Origin of the sequence: Methanobrevibacter sp. UBA188, from assembly GCF_905234905.1 — an archaeon.
GTDB lineage: Archaea > Methanobacteriota > Methanobacteria > Methanobacteriales > Methanobacteriaceae > Methanocatella.
Window position 1 is genome coordinate 1 of the sequence record NZ_CAJOJM010000016.1, and the last position, 22,492, is coordinate 22,492.

A 22,492-nucleotide genomic window follows, 5' to 3' on the forward strand; every position below is an offset into this window, starting at 1 on the left:
CTTATTGAAGTTTTTCCCCCATCTTTCTATATTACATATTATAAACCTACATATTATATGGCATTTATCCGAGAGCATTTGAAAACTAATCTCACCACCTCATCCACATAAAAAAATATAGACACTAACCCACTAAATGTGCAATTCATCCCCGACTTAAAGAAGCCGGAGAATTCTTGCACAATAAAGTTAAAATTAACAATTAAATATATGAATTGATAAATTATACTTATGGATATTTTCTTGATTATTTATGAATTTGTTATTGCAATTTTAATTTTTGGTGCATTATTTGTTGCCGGAAAATTAATTTTTAAAAAATTAAAGGACAGTAAAAGCAAGGTTTTAAATCCGCTTGAATATTTTCCTGAAGAAGAAGTTCAAACATTAAGACAAGTTTTTTACTTGGTAATGATGTTAATTTTCTTTGTTTTCATTTTATACATTATTGTAGTTCCTGGAAATGATTTTATGGGGGTTGCTGTTGTACAACTGCTCGTATCATTATATATTGCTTTTACTTTGGATTATAGTTCCTGGAAGAATAGAGTATTATTTTTCCTGTTAATACCTTATGAATCTATAGCACTCATTGCTTTTAATGAATCTATTGTATTGTTGCCGATTTATGCAATACATGTTCTTGTTTATGCTTATTTAATTAAAGTATATTATGGTAAGTTTAGGCATTATACGGAGACAAATAGTCTTGGGATTACTATTATATTATTGTTCTCTATTATATTTGTTAGTTTTATTGTTACATGTTTTGCAGAAAATGTTGATCCTTTAAATTCATTGGTTATGGTTTCAAATGCATTTACAAGTAATGGTTATGCAATACTTGGAAACACAGGTATTGGTAAATTAACTGCAATATTTTTAGTTTGGGGAGGATACACAATATCTGGTGTTGGTACTGCAACATTGACGGTTGCAATTTTATCAAGACATTATAAAAAACGTGAAAATGAATTAAATAAACGTCTGGATGAATTAGAATCATTAATTAAAAATAATAAGTAAGATATGGATTATCAATAGTTCCATATCCTTTTTCTATTCTTTGATATTTTTACAGACATGTCTGCATTATTTTTTTAATTCAGCTAAATTCTCTTTTATTAGCTTATAAATGTTTTCAGCACCGATGATTTCCTCATCGCTAACCTTCCAGCTTGAAGGGTACAATATAAACGGTTTGGATTTGGTCTCCGCCGGCTCCACCGTGGCTTCCAACTAATTCCTCAAAAGCACATACCTCATTAGCTTCCTCATCATAAAAACTGTTAACTAGGATGTCTGGAGTATGTTCAAATGAACTGGTTCTTTTTAAATGTCTTGCAATATTGTTTCCAAATCCTTCAAGAGGGTTTTCTCCTTCAATTTCACCGCTGTCAAGATAGTAAGTTCCATTTTTTCCAATAGCTAAATCACCATGTTCTTGAGATTTGACTAAAATAAAACCGACATATTCATTGTTTATGATACCAGGAATCAATTCAGGGAAAAAGTTATTGAGTTCTTCGTATGTTAATCTTTGGCTCCATTGAGTCAAATAAATCATTGCAAGATTACCTGATGCTAATACGATAACTTCAGAGTCACTTAATTCCTGTTGTTCTTCTTTTTCTTTTTTAATTTTTTTATTTTTTCTTGAAAATGGAGTATAGTCTCCTGCAAAGTGGTCATCATTTGAGGTCATTTTTGCAAACATGGTCATGTCTTCAGGAAGTAATGATTTGACGAAATCTTCAAATGTTTCTCCATATCTTTGGGTAAATGTAGCGCCGTTTGTTTGACCATGGTCTGATTGAATGACAAACTGATAGTCTCTAGGACAGTATTTATTCGCATCAGTTAAATGCTTGATTTGTTTGTCCATTTCTCTTAAAGCGAACCATGCATCATTATCCCTAACTCCTGAGTGGTGGGCTATTTCATCGTAACCCAAGTATGTTGAGTATGCAACATCAATATCTCCAATCATCATGTCTCCGATTAATGTTGAAGTATTGATTTCTCTCATAAATACGTTTGTAGCTGCTCTTGTTGGGATGTATACTATTCCACGTTTTATTCTTGGTCTGATGTTTTTCACTGAGTGTACAATCTGTGACCAGATTTCACGTATTATGTCTGCAAGAAACAAAGCGACTATACGTGCAAAATTGCTTGGATTGGAGAACACTGAATACCATGCCTTATTGTATAGTTTTTTAAAGTCCATTATCTTACTGAATGTAAATATTACATTGTCAGTATCCCCTGAGAATAAATTTGATCTGCTTGCTCCATTATCAACAAGCAATCCATTTCCATCTGAAATTCTATGTTCTAACTCAGGTACTTTAGTTATTCCAGAACATTGCATCATCTGATTATCATTGTTCTTTTCTATCCATCTGAATGCAACAATATCTTCATTATTTCCATGGAGGATTCCTGCTTGACTGGCACCAGTTTGGGAAGATAGATCAGTTTCCCACATTCTAAGATTGTATTCCTTACTTTCAATCATTTTTTTAACAGTAGGCATTTCTCCTCTTTCGACTGCTTCACATAAAACTTCGTAGGCAAGTCCATCAATTTCAACAATAATTACTCCAGGATAATCTTTAATATTGCTTTTTCTTTTCTTTTCAGCATCTCTTAAAACAGACCTGTAATATGAACTGTCATCATTAATTGTTATTAGGGAGGATAGTATGGTTGTAACAGCAGCCATGGCTAATGGGGCAAGAATCATTGCAGCACCTTTAATTTCTATATCAAATATTGGTGCGAAAATTTGAAGTAGGAGTCCGTTTAATATTAGTGTTCCGAAACCGAAGGTTAAAACTAGAAATGGCATTGCTATTCTTGTTAAAATAGGCCAAAGTAGTGCATTAATTAAACTAATGAATAGTACTAAAAAGATAATGTCATCAAATTGACTAACTTCTGCTCCTAATCCTAAAACACTTATTAAATAAATTCCTAAGACATTTCCAATAAATACTATCAAACTTCGTTTTATACTTCTTTTTGGGGTTTGTTTTTCTTTATAAATTTCCATACTAATCCCTGTTCCTTTTTTGTTTTAATTTTTCTAAATTTTTCAGTTAGTTTATATGAATTAAACGGGTAACTTTCCGGTATATTGCTCTATTTTGTTTTTAGCATCATCTAATTTAACTCCAGTTTCTTCTTCTATTGTAGATTTAATCTTACTTAAATTGGTATTATTTGCATAATCGTTTGCTTTTGATTGTAAATTTCCAGTCATGTTTTTCACGGTGGAAAGGGTATCTGTTTTTTCTGGGAAAACATTTTTGTACTGTACTGATTTTGCCATGTGGACTGCCATGTTCTTGTCGTTGCAGCAGATTATGATGTTGTCGTGAGTAGTTTCGTTAGATAATGGAATGCAATAGAATTTGCCGTTATAATTTACCTTAATGATATCGAATATGTGAATTTCTAATAATTGATCAGCATTTATTACATAACATGTAAAACCGTCTATGTCTTGCCTTTCCCCATTTTTTATTAGATTATTCAGGGTATTGAAACCTAATTCACTTACTTTGATTATACTTTGGTCCTCATGACTATTGTATGTAACCAATATTCCATTGTTCCAATTCCATATTTTGGCACCTTCGACATTTCCGTTATATTTGGTTTGATTGGCAGGAACTTCTATGGTTGTTCCATTTGGTGTTATATCAATTTTTTCATATTGTACTGAGGTTAGCATTACGATAATAACACCTGCTATAATGATTAAAAGTATTATGCCAATTATAATTATTATTTTTTTGTTATCCATCGATTATACCTTCATTATTTTTAGTGACTAATAAGTTATTTTTTCTAGAACCAACTTTTGACTGATTCTACATTATAATCATTTTAAACATGTATAAAACAATCCTATGTTATATTAAAGATAGTGTTTTATAATATATAAAAATTAAATGAAAATAAGTAAATTTAAGAAATTATTCATTCAATTTAACCAACTTATAAATATTACTTTTAAAATAAATTATTAATATCTCTTATTGAGTGTTTAATTAAATAAGTTAAATGGTGTTAATATGGATGTAATAGAAATAATTAAGGATGCTTTTGTATTTCCATCAAAAGACATGAAAACATTATTAATTTATGTTTTATTATCATTAGTGGCTGCCGGATTTTCTTTTTTCGGAACAGTAGTTTATGTTTTAGGATTTGTTAACCCCGAATGTTTTATGTGGGGTGGAATGGCCGTCATTATTTCCTTGTTAATTGGATGGGTAATGTATGGTTATTTAATCAGTGTTATTAAATCTGGAATTGAACGATCTGATGAAGTTCCGGGATTTGAATGGTGGGAAAATTTCATCACAGGTTTTAATAATTTCATTGTCACAATCGTTTACTTTGTAATTCCTGCTTTTATTACATTAATCGTAGGATACATTACAAATGTTTACGGTAATGCTATGATTGTTGCTCAAGAAATTTATTTACAGGCCACCTATTCATATATGGGATCTTCTTCTGCTATTGCATTTGATGCAATATATCAGGCATTGGTCAATTTGCTATTTTCTTTAACAATAACTATCACTGTTGCCGTAGTTGTATTTGTAATCTTCTCATTCCTACAAACTATGGCGGAAGCAAGATTAGCAAATACTGGTAGTCTAAGTGAGGCTTTAAATGTTTTTGAAGCGGCAAAAGACATAAGAAGAATTGGTATCGGTAAGGTAATAATTTTAGTCTTATTAGTTATTATAATTGTTGCAGTTATTGAGATGATTTTTTCAGCTTTATTCAGCATTATACCAATCTTATCAATTCTTTCAATTATAATCGCCCCATACTTGGCATTCTTTGCTCAAAGAGCTGTTGGATTATTATATTCTGATATAGCTTAATATTTTAAGCTATTCTTTTTTCTTTTTTTTGAAAATTTAGGGAAGTTTAAATTCCATGTTGTACATGCCTCTTTTTAAAAAAGATTTTTTATTGTAGACTTCAAATCCCAACCTTTCATATAATGCCTTTGCTTTTGGATTTCTGAAATCAGCATCCAGGATAACTCTTTTATATCCCTTTTTTTGAGCATAATCAATAACATCTTTAATGACTTTTGTTCCATAACCCTTTGACCTTTGATTTTCATCGATAGCTATTTCTGCAATATAAACATCATCTTTTTTAATGTCACAAATAACGAAATAGTCCAGTATATCAACAATTAACAGTTTAATGGAACTGAAATGAAATGTGGGTTGGTTGTCATGAGTATATGCGACTAACATTCCAATTAGGTCTTCGTTATCATAAATAACCTTAATGCATTCTTCTTTTTTTAGATTTTTTTCAAGAGCAGCAATTGCTTTTTCTTTTGAACAAAAAAGTTTGTCATATGTTCTAAAGTCTACATTATATTTCAATGTTGCAATTTTAGTTATATCATGAATTTGGGGATTGAAATTCAAATATTCCATTGTTTCTCCCTTTAATATTTGGTGTATAAAATTTTTCAAATCATTATATTAATCACGGAGTTAAAAAATTGGTTTTTTAATTTATTTCTGAAAATAAAGAAAAAAAGATTTTAAAAAAATAAAAATAGAAGCAATCAAAAGATTGCTTATTAATTTACTATTCTAGATATAATCTTATTCCTTGGATGATTAAAGCTACGCCTATAAGAATTGCAGCGAAAAGCGGTTGGCCAAGTGAGAATCCTCCAAGAATAAAGGATACTATACCGAGAATTATCATCAATACTGAAGCAAGTTTTGATGTTTGAGTATCTGAAAATAGACCAAGAATACCAGCTAAAAGGATTATGATTCCAATAATATAGAATTGTAATCCTAAAATGAATGATAATGCATCAATGTTAAATATGAATAGCAGTCCGAATATAATTGACAGAATACCAATAATGATATTGCTTGCTGTAAATCCGGCTAATACTAATGCTATACCAAAGAATAACAAACTTATTCCAATAATAATGGATACTACTCCAGAACTAAAAATTGGGAAAATTATAAAAATTAATCCTAAAATTATGGATAATATCCCGGATATTTTATTTGCCTCCATGTTTTTTCCTCCAAATTTTGTTATATTCACCTTTTCCCGTGAAAAATATAAAAATTCAAAAAAGCAGTATGCTTTTTTATGTTATTAATTATTTTCTTTAGACTATTTAATTTTTATTAAGAAAATATTTTTTCCATGATTCGGATTGAAAGTGATGATTAGTGAAGTTGAAGATTTTTTAATAATTCCGTTATGTTAAGATGACCATATTTTGTATGTAGTTTTAGTATTTCAACATTTTATTTGGGATATGATATCTGCATTAATATACCAAACATTTAATCTGTTAAGAGAATGTGCTTTCATATACACCATTTTTTTAAAAGTGGATATGTTTCTCGAATCATTATTGTTAATGTTAAAGTTGGTTCATTTAATTAAATCTAAAAAAATAACTATTAATTATGTTGATGTTATTTGCTTGGAAACAAGGGTGGTGATGAAAATGGTTTTCAAGTTAAATCTAGTTTTTCATAACTATTAATTATATTAAAATCTAAAATTTTATATAGTCATAGTTTTGTAATATGAATATAATTTTTACTTGCTAGGTGTAAAAATGGAAAGAAAGTTAAATGTTCCGATTAAAGATGAAAATTTGGATGAGTTAAAAGCTGGTGATGTTGTTTATTTGACTGGAAATATATTAACAGCTCGTGATCAGGCTCATAAAAGGTTGCTTGAAAGAGGAGCTCCGTTAAATATTGAAGGTGCTGTTCTTTTCCATGCTGGCCCAATTATTACTCAGGAAGATGGGAAGTATAAAATGGTGGCTATTGGTCCCACCACATCAATGAGGATGAATCCTTATCAAAGTGATGTTTTGGATATGGGTCCAAAAATTGTCATAGGAAAAGGTGGAATGGATGATAATGTCAGAGAAGCGTTAATTAGAAATAAGGCATTATATGTTGTAGCTACTGGTGGTTGCGCTGCATTATATGTTGATGCTGTTGAAGAAATTGAAAGTGTGAACTGGTTGGATTTGGGAATGCCAGAAGCCATGTGGAATTTAAAAGTTAAAGATTTTGGCCCACTTATAGTTGCAATGGATAGTGAGGGAAATAGTCTGTATGATTGATTTTTAAAGATTGATGGGGAATACTTATATATAATTTTATGTAAAGTATATTTAATTAATTTAATAATGGCTACTTTGAGATTAAAAAATAGGAAGTGATTATTATGGCTGATATTGATGAACTTGCAGAAAAAAAGTTAAAATCTAGAATGACAAAAATTAGGAAATGTAATAGGGAACCTGAAGAGAAAGAAAAGTTTTCTCAAAAATTTGGTACTTCTTTTGAAATTGAATTCCAAAATAAGAATCCTGATAAACTTACTGATGGTATAACCATATTTACAAGTCCTGAAGGTAAAGTTTTATTTGCAGAGTATTACTATCAAATTCCAGAGGATGAAGAATATACTTCTGTTGACATTACTGAAAAACAATTAAAATCCATCATCGAATTCTTTGAAGATTATAAATTGCAATTGGATGATTCTGATTAAATGATAGTTAATAATTCTTTGGATGAAGTTAAAAAGAGGGAAAATGCGCTTTCAATTATTAAAAATATAGTTGGAAGTGCTGGTCGTTCTTCTTTATTTGATTTGACAGGACTGTCAGGGGGATTTATTGCCAGTCCTTCAGAACTTAGTTTATTGGAAACCTATGTCGGTCCGGCTATTTTTGAAGAGGCCCTTCAGAAGGTTGGAGTGGAACATATGGGTGGGGATAAGGTCATCCCACTAAATAGAACTTCATCAGGAATTCTTGCTACAATTTTAACTATAGTAAATAAAGACTCTAATGTAGTTCATTATTTGGCAGAGTTGCCTGCCCACCCATCTATTCCGAGAAGCTGTGCATTAGTTGGGGCTAATTATTCAGAAACTGATAAATTTGATGAGTTTTCAATTCCTGAAAATACATCTTTGGTTGTAATTACAGGTTCCACAATGGATCATAAGGTAATTGATGAAGATGAATTTAAAAAAGTAATTGAAATGGCTCACGAAAAAAATATTCCTGTCATGGTGGATGATGCATCTGGTGCAAGGTTAAGAACCGTTATTTTTAACCAAGCAAAAGCTTGCGATTTGGGAGCAGACATTGCCATTACAAGCACAGATAAATTAATGCCTGGTCCAAGAGGGGGGCTTATGGCGGGTTGTGAAGATTTAATTGATGAAATAAAAGTTAAGGTAAATCAGTTTGGTCTTGAAGCGCAACCTCCGGCTGTTCTTGCTATGTTAAATGGAATTAAAAATTTCAGTGAAGATAATTTAATTAATAGTCTTGAAAGAAAAGATGAATTATTTGAATTACTGAATTCTAATTTTGAAAATTTCGAAAAGACACCTACTGGAGTGATGATAACTCCTCAAGGTTTGTCCAAGGAGATTAACATAAAACATAATTTATCAGATGATGATTTGGCATTTGTATTTTCTTTTATTTTATTAAGAGACCATGGAATTATTACTATTCCAGCAGTTTCAATGCCCGGTGCATCTGCAACAATAAGATTTGACCTATCAACTGAAGATGCGTTTAAACTAAATTTAAATGATTTGAATAAAAAAATAGAATCTTCATTTAAGAAACTACAGAAAGCAGTTTCAAATGAAGATGAATGTAGGGAGATTGTATTTATTTCTTGATTATACATTCTCCAGAAATTACTTTTTCTAAGGTTCCATCAATTTTTTCAACAACAAGAGCTCCTTCTTTACCAATACCCAATACATATGCATCATAATAAGTATTGAAAGGTTCTCTAACTTCTACAATTTTTCCAATTGAATATGAACGTTTTCTCCATTCTTTTAAGATGTCTTCATATTCTTCATTGTTAAATTGTCCAATGATTTTTTCAAATTCTTCTAGGAATAGTTTTATTAAATGATTTTCATTGCCTTCTCTTTTTAGTTCCGCTTTCAGTGTTGTTGTTCCTTCTTGCAATTCTTCAGGGAATTGTTCAACATCAAGATTAGCGTCAATACCAACTCCAACAATAACGCTTTCAATGGTATTGAATTTAGCTACGGCTTCAGTCAATATTCCACATACCTTTTTATCATTAATTATGATGTCATTTGGCCATTTGATTTCAGGGTTTTCAACACCGATTTCTTCGAGAGTTTTTGCAACAGCCACTCCGGTAGCCAATGTTATTAAAGGTAATTTGGAATGGTCTACATTTGGTTTTAATATGATTGATAACCATACTCCACCTAAAGGAGATTCCCAAACTTTACCTGATCTTCCTTTTGCTTGGGTTTGTTTTTCGGAGATAATGACAGTTCCATTTTCAACATCATTCATTGATAAGAATTTTGCAATAGTATTTGTTGACAAAACTTCATTGTAGATATATAAATTTTTACCAATGTATTCAGTATCCAGGTCTTTTGAAATTTCAGATGCTTTAATGTAGGAGGTATCCTCTTTTCCAAGTTCTTTTACAATGTTTGAAAAATCATTTAAATCAATGTCTTTTATTTCACTTATTGTATCATCAGAAAGTTTATTTTCTTTTTTTAATAAGTTAACAATTTCTTTTTGCATTTAATTATCTCCAATTTATTTTTTTTGCATTTTTTGACTTCTAGCAACATTTTGATAGGAACCAACAGCTGCTGAGATGGCAGCTATTTTTTTGCTAGGCATAAAGGTGGATTTTAATTTGTTTACAATTTCAGCATCTTCAACAATTACATTCTCCATCTCTTTATCGATACCTTTTTTGTGTTCGTCAATAAAGTGAGTGTTTAAATCTCCTGAAATGAAATTAGGATTTCTTAAAATAGCTTTATGGAATGGAATTGTGGTTTTAACACCTAAAATAATGTATTCGCTTAATGCCCTTTTCATTCTGTTAATTGCATCGGTTCTGCTTCTTCCATATGTTATCAATTTTGAAATCATTGAATCGTAGAATGTTGGGATGGTATAATTCATATATACTCCACTGTCTAAACGTACACCAGGTCCACCTGGAGATCGGTATCCGGTAATTTTTCCAGGATTAGGTGCAAAATCATTAAGAGGGTCTTCTGCATTAATACGGCATTCTATAGCGTGACCTGTTACTTGTATGTCATTTTGTGAATAGCTTAGTTCTTCACCTGCAGCTATTCTGATTTGTTCCTTTATTAAATCTGTATTGGTAACAAGCTCTGTAATTGGGTGTTCTACTTGTATACGAGTATTCATTTCAAGGAAATAATATTCTCCATTATCATACAGGAATTCAACAGTACCTGCACTTGTATATCCAATATATTCTGCAGCTTTTACAGCGCTTCCACCCATTTCTTCCCTTAATTCTTCGGTCATAATTGGGGAAGGAGCTTCTTCTAGAAGCTTTTGATGTCTTCTTTGAATGGAACATTCCCTATCTGCCACATGTATTGCATTTCCATGTTCATCCGCTAAAAGTTGGAATTCGATATGACGAGGCTGTTCAAGGTATTTTTCAATAAATACTGTTGAATCACCAAAGTTGGTTGATGCGACAGATTGTGTGGATTCGATAGCACGTACAAGTTCGTCTTCCTGATAAACTGCACGCATACCAATACCTCCACCTCCTGCAGAAGCTTTTACAATTACAGGATAACCAATTTGAGCAGCAATTTCTTTAGCCTCTTCAATGTCTGTAACACCTTCGGGTGTACCTTCAATAACTGGAACTCCTGCTTTTTTCATCAAAGCTTTGGAGGTGATTTTATCTCCCATTTGGTTAATAACTTCTCCACTAGGACCAATAAGTTTTATTCCATTTTTTTCACATTCTTCTCCAAATTTTGAATTTTCTGCTAAAAATCCATAACCTGGATGTATTGCATCTGCACCAGATTCCAATGCAATGTTAATGATTTTATCTATATTTAAATAAGATTTTGCCGGTGAAGGATTACCTAAAGGATAACTTTCATCAGCATAGTTTGTGTAAAGAGAAGTTGCATCAGCATCAGAGTAAATAGCTACGCTTTCAATATCAAGTTCACGACAAGCACGCATGACTCTTATTGCAATTTCTCCTCTATTTGCAATTAATACTTTTTCAAACATATGAAACCTCGAAGTAATTTTTTTTCTTAATAATATAATTATATAAAATATAATAATTAAATATGTTGATTAGATGAAAAAAATTACACGTAAAAAACATTTAGAAATGAGACTTCAAAATATTCCTTCTCATCCAAATCCTAAAGTAAATCTTGAACAGTATACTACTCCATCAATTATTGCTGCTGATTTGGTGTGGAATGCCTATTCATTGGGTGACATTGAGTGTAAAAATGTTCTTGATTTGGGTTGTGGCACAGGAATATTTGCTATAGCATCGACTTTAATGGGTGCCAAGTTGGCGGTTGGTGTAGATATTGACAAGGATTCAATCGAGTTGGCTAGGGATGTTTCAGATAATTTAAATCTTGATAATTTAAATTTCATAGAAACCGACATTGTTGATTTTAATTATGGCTCTCATGTTGATACTGTGTTTCAAAATCCTCCTTTCGGATCCCAGAAAAAAGCTCAAAAAGGTCAGGATCTGAAATTTGTAAGAAAAGCCATTGAACTTGAACCTGATGTGTTATACTCTTTTCATATGGCATCAAGTGAAGAGTTTCTCTTGAATTATTATCAGGAAAATAATTTTCATATAACTCATATTTTCAGGTATAATTTTCCAATTCCCAAGATTTATGAGTTTCATACCAAAGAAAATCAAAATATTGATGTTATTGTACTGAGAGCAACATTGTAGTTAATTTTAAATTTTATAATGTTGTTATTTTTTCTTATTTTTACTCAAAAAAACAATACCTTTATATAGTGGATAGTATATATTTTATATTAATATATTCTCTGAGTATAAAAAAGTTGGTAGCATAAAAAGAAGCTACGGATATTATAATTGATATAATATTTTTGTAAATGTGTAAGTCTATTAGTGATAGCTATATAAATGTAGGGTAATCTTTATATACTTTAGATTGTATAATTTATACTAATGTATAAAGATGAGCTATCTATATTTATTCCAAATTCATTTCTTTCTGAGTCTAAAGATCTCAAAATTCGTACCTATAAGGTGGGAATTTTAGGTAGAGCTTTAGCGATTTTTCAAGCAGATAATGTTGTTATTTATAATGATGACAATGTTAAAAATGAAGATGGAGAGAATGATGGAAGGTTTATTGCTGAAGTTTTGAGTTATATGAATACTCCTCAATATTTGAGGAAGCAAGCATTTCCTATAAAGGCAGAACTGAAGCATGTTGGTATTCTTCCACCACTTAGAACTCCGCATCATCCTGTTAATAGTCAGCCAGACGTGGGTGATTATAGACAAGGTTTCACTGTTAAGAGAAATAAGAAAGGAACTTTTGTTGATATAGGTATGGATAAACTTGCATTCTGTAAAGAGCAACTTTCAGTTAAAAAAATTTTTGACTTTAAGATTACTAAAATTGCTAAGAAAGAAGTAATAGTCACACCTGATAAACCAGATGACGTTTACTGGGGATATAATGTTATCTCCTCTAATAAGAGTCTTAAAAATAGCTTAAAATTAATTAAACCGAATCTTGTAATTGAAACTACAAGATATGGAGATTATATTGATTCTATTTTTGATGAATTAAAACATAAAGTAGATGAATGTAATAGTATTGCTATTTTATTTGGTGGCCCTTATTCTTCAATTCAAGAGGATGTTTCCGGTCAGAATTGGGATTTGATTAAATTAAATACCATTCCAGATCAAGGAACTGAAACTGTTAGAACTGAAGAGGCAGTTGTCGCTACACTTTCTTTATTCAACTTTATGAGATTTTAATTCTCTTTATAAATTTATTAGTTTACACGCTGATAGATAACTTGCTCAACTTTTTATACATTGATATTTTTAGGACTTGCCTAGAAATAAACTTAGCACAGAATGATTTATACATTGAATATATTCTTTATTGTGCTTCAATTGAATTAGACTCAATGGAATATATTGAAATTAATATTTATCTAGTTGTAATTATTTTTACAGCTATTTATTATTCGATGAGATTATATTCTGTATAATTTTGTCAAACTTTAAGAATAGTTATTTGTTTAGCTATTCGCTTAAAAAATTAAAATAATTTAAAAAATAAAGGAAAAAATTATAATTAAGGAGGTTAAATTAAATGGTAAGACATCACCAGCCAAGAAAAGGGTCTGTTGCTTTTAGTCCAAGGAAAAGAGCAGCTAAAGAGACTCCTAGAGTAAAATCTTGGCCACAAATTGATGAACCAAAATTACTCGGCCTCGCAGGTTATAAAGTCGGTATGACTCACGCATTAGTCACTGATACTGATAAAAACTCTCCAACCAATGGTATGGAAGTTTTCACTCCAATAACTGTATTGGAAGTGCCTCCGGTCGTAGTAATGGGAATTAGAGCTTATGAAAAAACTTCTCGTGGTTTGAAAGTAATCACCGAAGTACTTGCAGACAATTTAGATCAAGAACTTTCAAGGAAAATTTCTCTTCCTAAAGAATACAATAAATCTGAAGCTATTGCAAAAATACAAGGTGCATTAGAAAACACAGAAGAAATTAGAGTCTTAGTACACACAAATCCAAAAGTAACTAGCGTACCTAAGAAAAAACCAGACATATTCGAATGTGGAATTGGAGGATCAAATCCTGAAGAAAAATTAAATACTGCATTAGAATTATTAGGTAATGAAGTAAAAGCTAGCGAAATCTTCAATGAAGGAGAATTTGTTGATGCAATTGCAACTACAAAAGGAAAAGGATTCCAAGGTGTAGTAAAAAGATGGGGAATTAGAATTCAATATGGTAAAGCTGTAAGAGCAGGTAAAGGTAGACACGTAGGTTCTATTGGTCCTTGGACACCAAGAAGAACAATGTGGACTGTAGCTCAAGCAGGTCAAATGGGTTACCATAAAAGAACTGAATTCAATAAAAGGATTTTAAAAATCGCATCAGCTGATGAAGTTGACCAAATCAACCCAGATGGTGGATTTGTAAAATACGGACTTGTCAAAAATGATTATGTTTTAGTAAAAGGATCCCTCCCAGGACCTTCCAAAAGATTAGTTATTTTAAGACAACCTATTAGACCTAATAATAAAGCTGAGGATATACCTCAAATAAACTATATAAGTACAAAATCTAAACAAGGGGTATAATCATGAAAGTTAACGTTTATTCTATTGAAGGGGAAGTAAAAGAAGAAATGGAACTTCCTGCTATTTTTGATGAAGTATACAGACCAGATTTAATCAAAAGAGCTGTACTTTCTGCTCAATCTGCTAGAGTACAACCATGGGGTAATGACCCAATGGCTGGTAAAAGAACTTCCGCAAAAGGATGGGGTTCAGGTAGAGGTACCGCAAGAGTACCAAGGATTAAAAATGGTTCAAAAGCAGCTTTCGTACCAATGGCTATTGGTGGTAGACAAGCACATCCTACTAGAGCTGAAAAAAATCATCATGAAAAAATCAACATAAAAGAAAGAAGATTTGCTATCAGATCTGCTGTTGCAGCAACAACCAATAAAGAGATTGTTGAAAACAGAGGTCACAAAGTTGCAGATTTAGAACAAGTACCTATTATTGTTGAAGATGATCTTGAAGCTGTTAAAACTGCTAAACAATCTCGTGAAATCTTCGAAAAATTAGGCGTATATGATGATGTTATTCGTGCTAAAGAAGGTAAAAGAATCAGAGCTGGTAGAGGAAAAACTAGAGGAAGAAAATACAAAAAAGTAAAAGGACCTCTTGTTGTTGTCGGTGAAGATAAAGGTATTTCCTTAGGTGCAAGAAACCATGCTGGTGTAGATGTCGTTGTGGTTGAAAACTTAAATGCTGAATTATTGGCACCAGGTACTCACCCAGGAAGACTCACTGTTTACACCAAATCAGCTGTTGAAAAGTTAGGAGGTTTATTCCAATAATTTTGGATAAATAGGTGATTATTATGGATTCATACTCAATTATTATTAAACCTCATGTTACTGAAAAAACCATGAACTTAATCGATTTAAACAATGAAATCACTTTTGTTGTTAATCGTAAAGCTAACAAAAGCCAAATCAAAAGAGCTTTTGAAGAGTTATATGAAGAAAAAGTTGCAAAAATTAATACTCATATCACTCCAAAAGGTATAAAAGTAGCATATATTAAACTTGTTGAAGAAGAAATGGCAGAAGAACTCGCTGTCAGAATGGGAGTATTCTAAGGAGGAATTATAATGGGAAAACGATTAATTCATCAAAGAAGAGGTAGAGGAACTCCTGCACACCGTGTTGCTTCTCACCGTTTTAAAGATAAAATCAGATACAGATCTTACGATGCTTTAGAAAAAGAAGGCAGTATCAAAGGAAAAGTCATAGATATCGTACATGACCCAGCAAGAACTGCTCCTATTGCAGAAGTAAAATTCGAAAATGGTGAAAAGAAATTTATCTTAGCACCTGAAAGCATTCAAGTTGATGATGAAATTGAATGTGGTATTTCTGCACCAATCAAATTCGGTAATACATTACCACTTGCTGAAATTCCTGAAGGTACCCCAATTTATGATATTGAAAACACTCCTGGAGATGGAGGTCGTTTTGTAAGATCTTCTGGAACTTATGCTAATGTAGTTACTCACGATGCTAATCAAACTGTTGTTGAATTACCATCCGGGGAATTAAAATACTTAAATCCTAACTGCCGTGCTAGTATTGGTGTAGTAGCTGGTGGAGGAAGAAAAGATAAACCATTCCTTAAAGCTGGTAAAAAATGGCATGCTTATAAAGCTAAAGGTAAGAAATTCATGACTGTAAGAGGAGTAGCAATGAATGCTGTTGATCACCCTCACGGGGGAGGTAACAGACAACATCCTGGTCGTCCAACCACTGTTTCAAGACATGCACCACCAGGAAGAAAAGTTGGTTCAATTGCAGCTAAAAGAACAGGTTTAAAAAGATAGATAGAGGGTGTTTCATTGGCAAGAAAAGTATTTAAATATAAAGGTTATACTCTTGAAGAATTACAAGCTATGTCTTTAGAGGAAGTAATGGAATTACTCCCTGCAAGACAAAGAAGATCTTTAAAGAGAGGATTCTTACCAAGACAACAAATTGTTTTGGATAAAATGAGGAAATTAAATAAAGAAGGAACTAAAGATGGTCGTCCTGTTGTAATCAGGACCCACTGTAGAGACATGATTGTTATACCTGAAATGGTTGGAACCACTTTCGGTATTTATGATGGTCAAAATTTTGTAGAAGTTACTATTGCACCAGAAATGATTGGACATTACTTTGGTGAATACGCACCAACTAGAAAAAGAGTTCAACACGGTGACCCTGGTATGGGTGCTACTAGATCATCCATGTTTGTACCACTTAAATAAGGAGATTAAAACATGGCTAACAAATATGCTTATAATAAAGAAGTTGATGAAGCAAAAACTGCACGTGCTATGGCTAAATCCCTTAAGATTTCTCCAAAACACAGTGTTGAAATTTGCAGTGCAATCAGAGGAATGGAAGTAGTTAAAGCTAAAGCTTACTTAGAAGATGTTATTGGTATGAAAAAAGCTGTTCCTTTCAAAAGACACAACAAAAAAGTTGGTCACAGAAAAGGACAAGAAGGATGGCCTTCCGGTAGATACCCTGTAAAAGCTGCAGAACAAATTTTAAAAGTTTTAGAAAATGCTGAAGCTAATGCAGAGTACAAAGGTATGGACACTGAAAAATTATTCATTGAACATATCTCAAGCCACAAAGGTGTTGTAATTCCTGGTTACATTCCAAGAGCATTCGGAAGAATGACTCCATTCAATACCCCAACTACTCATATTCAAATTGTATTACAGGAGGCTAACTAATGATAGAAAAAGATTTCGTTCAAGAAGGCCTTAGAAGAACTAGAATTGACGAATACTTAGAAAAAGAACTTGAAAGAGCTGGATACGGAGGTATGGAAGTTCAAATTACACCTTTAGGTACTATGGTTATTGTTTACGCAGAAAGACCTGGTATGGTAATTGGTAGGGGTGGAAAAAACGTAAGAACTATTACCAACACTCTTAAAAATGAATTTGGATTAGATAATCCTCAAATTGAAGTTAAAGAAGTTGAAGTTCCTGAACTCAACCCTAAAATCATGGCTTATAAAATTTCTAACATGTTACAAAGAGGTATGCACTTCAGAAGAGTTGCTTACTCCACTATTCGTAGAATTATGGGTGCAGGAGCTCAAGGTGTAGAAGTTACTATTTCTGGTAAAATCAGAGGTTCTAGATCTGCTGTAGCTAAATTTGTTGAAGGATACATTAAAAAATGTGGAGAACCTTCAATCAGATTAGTTGAAGAAGGTTTTGCTACTGCTGAATTAAAACCTGGTGTATTAGGTATTTATGTAAGAATTATGCCTCCAGAAACTGTATTACCTGATTCTGTTGAAATCCTTCCTCCAAAAGTCATCATTGAAGAAGATGGTGAAGTTATTGAAGAAGAAATCGATGTTGAAACCGAAGAAATCATCGAAGAAGAGATTATTGAGGAAGTTGAAGATCTCGAAGAATTAGAAGAAGTTGTTGAAGAAGATTCTGCTGAAGAAGTAGAGGAAGATGATAGTTAAATATTTAAATTTAATTATCCAAAAGAGTTGGAACAATGGCGATTTTAAGAAGTAAAGAAATTTGGGACATGGAAGTTGATGAGATTCAAGAAAAATTAGTTGAACTCAGAACTGAATTATCCAAAAATGTTTCTAAAAGTGCAGCTGCTGGGGTTGTTGAAAACCCTGGAAAAATTAGAGAATTAAAAAGAACAATTGCTCGTGTTCTTACAATATTGAATGAAAAACAAAAGGAGAATTAAATGTCAAAAATCTGTGATGTATGTGGGCTTCCTGAAGAACTTTGTGTTTGTGAAGAAATTGCACGTGAAGTTCAGACTCTAAAAGTTTTTACAGTTAGAAGAAGATTCGGAAAACTCATGACAATTATCGAAGGTATAGATGAACATGACATAGATATCAAAGAACTCACTAAAACACTCAAAGCTAAATGTGCTTGTGGTGGGACTGCTAAAAATGGCCAAATAGAACTTCAAGGTGACCATAAAGTTAAGGTTAAAGAAGTTTTATCTGATATGGGTTTTTCATCTGATACTATCGAAATTCGTGAATCTAAGAAGAATAATAAAAAAAGGAGATAGTTCATCTATTCGATATGTTTTTCAATAAAATTTTGTAATTTTCTGCATGATTTATTGTAAATATTTCATTAAGAGATGGGATTATGATTACTTCTAAAAATTTGGTTCACCATGAATTCATCGGATTGAGGGTTCAGGCAACCAGTGAGAAGAATTCATCTCTTAAATTAATAGGAACAATTATTGATGAAACTAAGAATACCATTAAAATTGAGGATGAGAATAAGGCTGAAAAGATTATTCCAAAAAAAGGTTCAATTTTTGTGTTTGAACTTCCAAACGGGGAAAAAATAGAAATTAATGGTACAATTTTATCAATTCGTCCTGAAGATAGAATAAAAAAAAGATTTAAAAAAATATAAATGGTGATAATATGGTTGGGCTTAATGTTCAAGAACCAGAAACTACATGTGATGATCCTAACTGCCCTTTCCACGGAACTTTACCTGTAAGAGGTCAAGTTTTAGAAGGTGTTGTTGTAAGTAATAAAGCGGAAAGGACTATTACTGTTGAACGTAGTTACTACAAATTCATTAGAAAATATGAAAGATATGAAAAAAGGAAATCCAAAATTAACGTTCACAAACCTGATTGTTTAAATGTTAATGTTGGAGATTCCGTAAAAGTTGCAGAATGCAGACCATTGAGTAAAACTAAACATTTTGTTTTAGTTGAAGTTAAAGGAGAGTAAATATTATGAAACCATTAACCTCAAATGTTTCTAAAGCATTACCAATTGGAGCAACTTTACAATGTGTTGACAACACTGGTGCACGTGAAATCGAAATTATTTCCGTAAAAGGATTTAAAGGTGTAAGAAGAAGATTAGATGTTGCTGGTGTCGGGGATTTAGTTGTTGCTTCAGTTAAAAAAGGAACTGCTGACATGAGAAGAGAAGTTGTTAATGCAGTAGTAGTTAGACAGAAAAAAGAATACAGACGTGCTGATGGTCTTCGTGTTAAATTTGAAGATAATGCAGCTGTAATCATTACTCCTGAAGGAATCTTAAAAGGTTCAGAAATTAGAGGTCCTGTTGCTAAAGAAGCAGCTGACAGATGGCCTAGTGTTGGTAGTGCAGCAAGTATTTTAGTATAAGGTGAAAAAATGTCAAAACAACCAAGAAAACAAAGAAAAGCTCTTTACAATGCTCCTGCTCACGCACGTGGAAAACATTTAAGTGCTTCTTTAAGTAAAGATTTAAGGGCAAAAGTAGGAAAAAGATCTTTACCTATTAGAACAGGAGATAAAGTTAGTGTTGTCCGTGGAGACTTTAAAGGACATGAAGGAGAAGTTCTTAGTGTAGATTACACTTCTTACAAAGTAACTATTGAAGACGTTACTTTATCAAAACCTGATGGAACTGCTACTTTCCTTCCTGTTGATCCATCTAACTTAGTAATTATTGATGCAGATTTAAAAGACGATAGAAGAATTAAAAATAAAGGAGATAATTAAAATGGCTAAAATGGGATCTAGAAAACATCTTAAAAGATATAAAGCACCTAAATCTTGGCCTATTCATCCTAAAGAAGACACTTGGACTGTAAAACCTTCTGCAGGTTCACATTCCATTAATGATTCTATTCCATTAACTTTAGTTATCAGAGATGTTTTAAAATTAGCTGATAACTCCAGAGAAGCTAAAAGAATTATCAACTCTGGTAATGTTTTAGTTGATGGAAGAGTTGTTAAAGATTACAAATTCCCAGTTGGTTTCATGGATATCATTGAAATTCCAAAAACTGGTGAATCTTACAGAGTTCTTTTAGATAGAAAAGGAAGATTACAATTAGATTTAATTGATGATAATAGTGCTAAATTATCTAAAATTGTTAATAAATCTACCATTAAAGGTGGTAAAACTCAATTAAACCTTCACGATGGTAAAAATGTTATCATTGATGAAGATGCATACTCTGTTGGAGATGTAATTTCTTTAAAAGTACCTGAACAAGAAATTGGTGAAGTATATCCTTTACAAGAAGGTGCTACTGTACTTGTTACTGGTGGTAAACACACCGGTGAATTAGGTACCGTAACTGAAATTATTGAAAATAAATCTTCCAATCCAAATACTATTATTATCGAAAATAGTTCAAAAGATGATTTCTTAACTTTAAAAGATTATGCATTTGTTGTTGGTACTGATGCACCATCAATATCTTTATTGGAGGTTAATAAATGAACCCAATGAACGAAGTACGTATTGAAAAAGCTACTGTCAGTATTGGTGTTGGTGAAGCAGGTGAAAGATTAGAACGTGCTATTACTTTATTAGAAAGCATGTTTGACCAAAGTCCTGTAAAAACCTATTCCAAAGTTACCAATCCTGAATGGGGAATTAGAAAACGCCAACCAATTGCATGTAAATTAACTTTACGTGGCGAAAAAGCTGACAAAGCTATTGATATGGTTTTAGAAGGTATTAGTAGAAATATCAAACCTACTCAATTTGATGCTCAAGGAAACCTTTCTTTCGGTATTAAAGAACACATTGATATTCCAGGTATGAGATATAATCCTGATATCGGTATCTTCGGTATGAACGTATCTGTTACCTTTGAAAAACCAGGTTACAGAATAGCAAGAAGAAAAATCAGACAAAAGAAAGTTCCTCAAAAACATAGAATTTCTAAAGAAGAAACTATGAAATTTATGGAAGAAAACTTTAAAGTTAATTATGTAACTGAATAGGTGATATTTTGCCAAGAAAATACGGAAAAGCTGCAAAAAAATGTAGTCGTTGTGGAGACCATTCTGCTATGGTCAGCAGATATGGAATAAATTTATGCAGACAATGTTTTAGGGAAGTTGCTCCTAAAATGGGATTTAAAAAATATAATTAGAGGTTTTAATTATGAGTCTTATGGATCCTCTTGCTGATGCTTTAACTAATATCAGAAATAACGAATTGCAAGTAAATGACTCTTGTGTTATTTCTCCTGCTTCCAAATTAATTGGACAAGTTTTAAGCACTATGCAAAAAGAGAATTATATTGGTAATTTTGAATATGTTGATGATAACAGGGCAGGAAAATTCATAGTTGAATTAAAAGGTAACATTAACAAATGTGGTGTTATCAAACCTCGTCACGCTGTTAAAAAAGATGAATTTGAGAAATTTGAAAAAAGATATTTGCCAGCAAAAAACTTTGGTATTTTAATTGTCACTACTCCTAAAGGAATTATGACTCACTATGAGGCTAAAGAATTAGGAATTGGTGGACGTTTGTTGGCTTACATGTATTAGGTGATAAAATGGTAGTAGCTGCAGCTATAAGGGAAACAATTGAAGTCCCTGAAGGCGTTGAAGTTATAATTGAAAATAATGAGGTTTCTGTAAAAGGACCTAATGGAGAAGACTCCAGAAAATTTACTTATCCTAATGTAAATATTAAAAAGGATGATGATGTTGTTGTTTTAGAAACAGCATTTCCAAAAAAGAAAGATAAAGCAATGATTGGAACTACAAGAGCACACATTAACAATATGATTGTTGGTGTCACTGATGGTTTTACATACCACATGAAAATTGTATTTGCTCACTTTCCAATGACAGTAAAAGTTCAAAACGATACAGTAGTAATTGACAATTTCCTCGGGGAAAGACACCCAAGAACTGCTAAAATAGTAGGTTCTGCTAAAGTAGCAGTTAAAGGTGATGAGGTAACAATTACAGGTATTAATAAGGAACATGTTGGTCAAACTATGGCTAACTTAGAACAAGCAACTAAAATTAAAGGAAGAGATCCTAGAGTATTCCAAGACGGAATATACTTAACTAGCAAAGAATAAATTTGGTGATTTAAATGGCTAACAAAAGATTTAAAAGACAAGAATATGCTCGTTATAAAAAACTTGGAATCAAATGGAGACGCCCTAGAGGTAAAACCAGTAAAATGAGAAGATATGAAGCAGGTAAACCTGACATGCCAGCTATTGGTTACAGAACCCCTAGAGCAATAAGGGACTTACACCCTTCAGGATATAATGATGTTCTTGTTCACAATATGCAAGAATTAGAAGACTTAGATCCAGCATCAGATGCTGCAAGAATAAGTGCTTCTATCGGTAAAAGGAAAAAAGCTTTGATGTTAGAAAAAGCATCAGAACTCGGAATTAAAGTTTTAAATAAATAAATTATTCAT

Annotated in this window: 32 protein-coding genes; 26 read left to right on the forward strand and 6 right to left on the reverse strand. The window is 32.0% G+C overall.

Annotated elements, in window-relative coordinates; all coding sequences use genetic code 11:
* Positions 1-231 precede the first annotated feature (231 nt).
* On the forward strand, positions 232-1,026 hold the full coding sequence (locus tag QZ143_RS04740; RefSeq protein WP_292881779.1) for a hypothetical protein: 795 nt from the start codon (positions 232-234) through the stop codon (positions 1,024-1,026).
* A gap of 139 nt (positions 1,027-1,165) precedes the next feature.
* Here the strand turns inward: QZ143_RS04740 and QZ143_RS04745 are convergent, their stop codons facing one another.
* The gene (locus QZ143_RS04745; RefSeq protein ID WP_292881781.1) at positions 1,166-3,058 is read right to left on the reverse strand and encodes a phage holin family protein; all 1,893 of its coding nucleotides are present in this window, start codon (positions 3,056-3,058) and stop codon (positions 1,166-1,168) included.
* 60 nt (positions 3,059-3,118) lie between these two features.
* A complete protein-coding gene (locus QZ143_RS04750; RefSeq protein WP_292881785.1) occupies positions 3,119-3,814 on the reverse strand; it encodes a hypothetical protein in 696 nt (231 codons plus the stop codon).
* 271 nt (positions 3,815-4,085) lie between these two features.
* Between QZ143_RS04750 and QZ143_RS04755 the strand changes: the two genes are divergently transcribed.
* Positions 4,086-4,913 carry a DUF4013 domain-containing protein gene (locus QZ143_RS04755; protein ID WP_292881787.1) on the forward strand — a complete coding sequence of 276 codons (828 nt, stop codon included), beginning with the start codon at positions 4,086-4,088 and terminating at the stop codon, positions 4,911-4,913.
* 36 nt (positions 4,914-4,949) lie between these two features.
* On the opposite strand, the gene QZ143_RS04760 is transcribed toward QZ143_RS04755, so the two are convergent.
* Together QZ143_RS04760 and QZ143_RS04765 are read right to left on the reverse strand one after the other, a co-directional pair.
* On the reverse strand, positions 4,950-5,489 hold the full coding sequence (locus tag QZ143_RS04760; RefSeq protein WP_292608483.1) for a GNAT family N-acetyltransferase: 540 nt from the start codon (positions 5,487-5,489) through the stop codon (positions 4,950-4,952).
* 157 nt (positions 5,490-5,646) lie between these two features.
* Positions 5,647-6,099, reverse strand: coding sequence for a DUF308 domain-containing protein (locus QZ143_RS04765; protein WP_292608487.1), 453 nt, complete (start codon positions 6,097-6,099; stop codon positions 5,647-5,649).
* A 559-nt stretch (positions 6,100-6,658) separates the two neighbouring features.
* Between QZ143_RS04765 and QZ143_RS04770 the strand changes: the two genes are divergently transcribed.
* From QZ143_RS04770 to QZ143_RS04780, 3 genes are all read left to right on the forward strand, one after another.
* Positions 6,659-7,180 carry a FumA C-terminus/TtdB family hydratase beta subunit gene (locus tag QZ143_RS04770; RefSeq protein ID WP_292608491.1) on the forward strand — a complete coding sequence of 174 codons (522 nt, stop codon included), beginning with the start codon at positions 6,659-6,661 and terminating at the stop codon, positions 7,178-7,180.
* Between the two features lie 104 nt (positions 7,181-7,284).
* Positions 7,285-7,614 (forward strand): hypothetical protein, encoded by a 330-nt coding sequence (locus QZ143_RS04775; protein WP_292608493.1) that lies wholly within the window; start codon positions 7,285-7,287, stop codon positions 7,612-7,614.
* The gene (locus QZ143_RS04780; protein WP_292881791.1) at positions 7,615-8,769 is read left to right on the forward strand and encodes a TIGR03576 family pyridoxal phosphate-dependent enzyme; all 1,155 of its coding nucleotides are present in this window, start codon (positions 7,615-7,617) and stop codon (positions 8,767-8,769) included. It begins immediately after the preceding gene.
* Here the strand turns inward: QZ143_RS04780 and QZ143_RS04785 are convergent.
* The gene (locus tag QZ143_RS04785) at positions 8,759-9,676 is read right to left on the reverse strand and encodes a biotin--[acetyl-CoA-carboxylase] ligase (protein ID WP_292608500.1); all 918 of its coding nucleotides are present in this window, start codon (positions 9,674-9,676) and stop codon (positions 8,759-8,761) included. The genes QZ143_RS04780 and QZ143_RS04785 overlap by 11 nt on opposite strands.
* Before the next feature lie 15 nt (positions 9,677-9,691).
* Entirely contained in the window at positions 9,692-11,185 is a 1,494-nt protein-coding gene (locus tag QZ143_RS04790; protein ID WP_292608502.1) for an acetyl-CoA carboxylase biotin carboxylase subunit, read from the reverse strand.
* Positions 11,186-11,258: 73 nt separating this feature from the next.
* Between QZ143_RS04790 and QZ143_RS04795 the strand changes: the two genes are divergently transcribed.
* The 21 genes from QZ143_RS04795 to QZ143_RS04895 all read left to right on the forward strand — a co-directional run bounded on the left by QZ143_RS04795 (position 11,259) and on the right by QZ143_RS04895 (position 22,483).
* Positions 11,259-11,888, forward strand: a complete 630-nt coding sequence (locus QZ143_RS04795) for an METTL5 family protein (protein ID WP_292608505.1) — start codon at positions 11,259-11,261, stop codon at positions 11,886-11,888.
* 246 nt (positions 11,889-12,134) lie between these two features.
* Positions 12,135-12,962, forward strand: a complete 828-nt coding sequence (locus QZ143_RS04800) for a putative RNA uridine N3 methyltransferase (RefSeq protein ID WP_292608508.1) — start codon at positions 12,135-12,137, stop codon at positions 12,960-12,962.
* Between the two features lie 343 nt (positions 12,963-13,305).
* The gene (rpl3p, locus tag QZ143_RS04805) at positions 13,306-14,316 is read left to right on the forward strand and encodes a 50S ribosomal protein L3 (protein ID WP_292881794.1); all 1,011 of its coding nucleotides are present in this window, start codon (positions 13,306-13,308) and stop codon (positions 14,314-14,316) included.
* Positions 14,317-14,318: 2 nt separating this feature from the next.
* Positions 14,319-15,083: a 50S ribosomal protein L4 gene (gene rpl4p / locus QZ143_RS04810; protein WP_292608514.1), complete on the forward strand. Its 765-nt coding sequence runs from the start codon at positions 14,319-14,321 to the stop codon at positions 15,081-15,083.
* A gap of 23 nt (positions 15,084-15,106) precedes the next feature.
* Positions 15,107-15,367 (forward strand): 50S ribosomal protein L23, encoded by a 261-nt coding sequence (locus tag QZ143_RS04815; protein WP_292608517.1) that lies wholly within the window; start codon positions 15,107-15,109, stop codon positions 15,365-15,367.
* Between the two features lie 12 nt (positions 15,368-15,379).
* Positions 15,380-16,105: a 50S ribosomal protein L2 gene (locus tag QZ143_RS04820; RefSeq protein WP_116591338.1), complete on the forward strand. Its 726-nt coding sequence runs from the start codon at positions 15,380-15,382 to the stop codon at positions 16,103-16,105.
* A 15-nt stretch (positions 16,106-16,120) separates the two neighbouring features.
* Positions 16,121-16,531, forward strand: a complete 411-nt coding sequence (gene rpsS, locus QZ143_RS04825; protein WP_292608524.1) for a 30S ribosomal protein S19 — start codon at positions 16,121-16,123, stop codon at positions 16,529-16,531.
* Positions 16,532-16,543: 12 nt separating this feature from the next.
* Complete coding sequence (locus tag QZ143_RS04830; RefSeq protein ID WP_292608527.1) at positions 16,544-17,008, forward strand: 50S ribosomal protein L22; 465 nt, start codon at positions 16,544-16,546, stop codon at positions 17,006-17,008.
* Positions 17,008-17,763 carry a 30S ribosomal protein S3 gene (locus QZ143_RS04835; protein WP_292608530.1) on the forward strand — a complete coding sequence of 252 codons (756 nt, stop codon included), beginning with the start codon at positions 17,008-17,010 and terminating at the stop codon, positions 17,761-17,763. The genes QZ143_RS04830 and QZ143_RS04835 overlap by 1 nt, the downstream gene beginning before the upstream one ends.
* A 35-nt stretch (positions 17,764-17,798) precedes the next feature.
* Positions 17,799-18,005, forward strand: a complete 207-nt coding sequence (gene rpmC, locus QZ143_RS04840) for a 50S ribosomal protein L29 (protein ID WP_292746881.1) — start codon at positions 17,799-17,801, stop codon at positions 18,003-18,005.
* Positions 18,006-18,344, forward strand: a complete 339-nt coding sequence (gene yciH / locus QZ143_RS04845) for a stress response translation initiation inhibitor YciH (RefSeq protein WP_292608534.1) — start codon at positions 18,006-18,008, stop codon at positions 18,342-18,344. It begins immediately after the preceding gene.
* Positions 18,345-18,427: 83 nt separating this feature from the next.
* Positions 18,428-18,706 (forward strand): ribonuclease P protein subunit, encoded by a 279-nt coding sequence (locus QZ143_RS04850; RefSeq protein WP_292608536.1) that lies wholly within the window; start codon positions 18,428-18,430, stop codon positions 18,704-18,706.
* An 11-nt stretch (positions 18,707-18,717) separates the two neighbouring features.
* Complete coding sequence (locus QZ143_RS04855) at positions 18,718-19,035, forward strand: 30S ribosomal protein S17 (protein WP_292608539.1); 318 nt, start codon at positions 18,718-18,720, stop codon at positions 19,033-19,035.
* Positions 19,036-19,040: 5 nt separating this feature from the next.
* Entirely contained in the window at positions 19,041-19,439 is a 399-nt protein-coding gene (locus QZ143_RS04860; RefSeq protein WP_292608541.1) for a 50S ribosomal protein L14, read from the forward strand.
* 9 nt (positions 19,440-19,448) lie between these two features.
* Complete coding sequence (gene rplX / locus QZ143_RS04865; protein ID WP_292608544.1) at positions 19,449-19,799, forward strand: 50S ribosomal protein L24; 351 nt, start codon at positions 19,449-19,451, stop codon at positions 19,797-19,799.
* Position 19,800: 1 nt separating this feature from the next.
* Positions 19,801-20,529, forward strand: coding sequence for a 30S ribosomal protein S4e (locus QZ143_RS04870; RefSeq protein WP_292881798.1), 729 nt, complete (start codon positions 19,801-19,803; stop codon positions 20,527-20,529).
* Positions 20,526-21,038: a 50S ribosomal protein L5 gene (locus QZ143_RS04875; RefSeq protein WP_292608549.1), complete on the forward strand. Its 513-nt coding sequence runs from the start codon at positions 20,526-20,528 to the stop codon at positions 21,036-21,038. The genes QZ143_RS04870 and QZ143_RS04875 overlap by 4 nt, the downstream gene beginning before the upstream one ends.
* 8 nt (positions 21,039-21,046) lie before the next feature.
* The gene (locus QZ143_RS04880; protein ID WP_292608552.1) at positions 21,047-21,190 is read left to right on the forward strand and encodes a 30S ribosomal protein S14; all 144 of its coding nucleotides are present in this window, start codon (positions 21,047-21,049) and stop codon (positions 21,188-21,190) included.
* Between the two features lie 11 nt (positions 21,191-21,201).
* Positions 21,202-21,594: a 30S ribosomal protein S8 gene (locus QZ143_RS04885; RefSeq protein WP_292608555.1), complete on the forward strand. Its 393-nt coding sequence runs from the start codon at positions 21,202-21,204 to the stop codon at positions 21,592-21,594.
* A gap of 8 nt (positions 21,595-21,602) precedes the next feature.
* On the forward strand, positions 21,603-22,139 hold the full coding sequence (locus QZ143_RS04890) for a 50S ribosomal protein L6 (RefSeq protein WP_292608558.1): 537 nt from the start codon (positions 21,603-21,605) through the stop codon (positions 22,137-22,139).
* Positions 22,140-22,153: 14 nt separating this feature from the next.
* On the forward strand, positions 22,154-22,483 hold the full coding sequence (locus QZ143_RS04895) for a 50S ribosomal protein L32e (protein ID WP_292608561.1): 330 nt from the start codon (positions 22,154-22,156) through the stop codon (positions 22,481-22,483).
* Positions 22,484-22,492 lie beyond the last annotated feature (9 nt).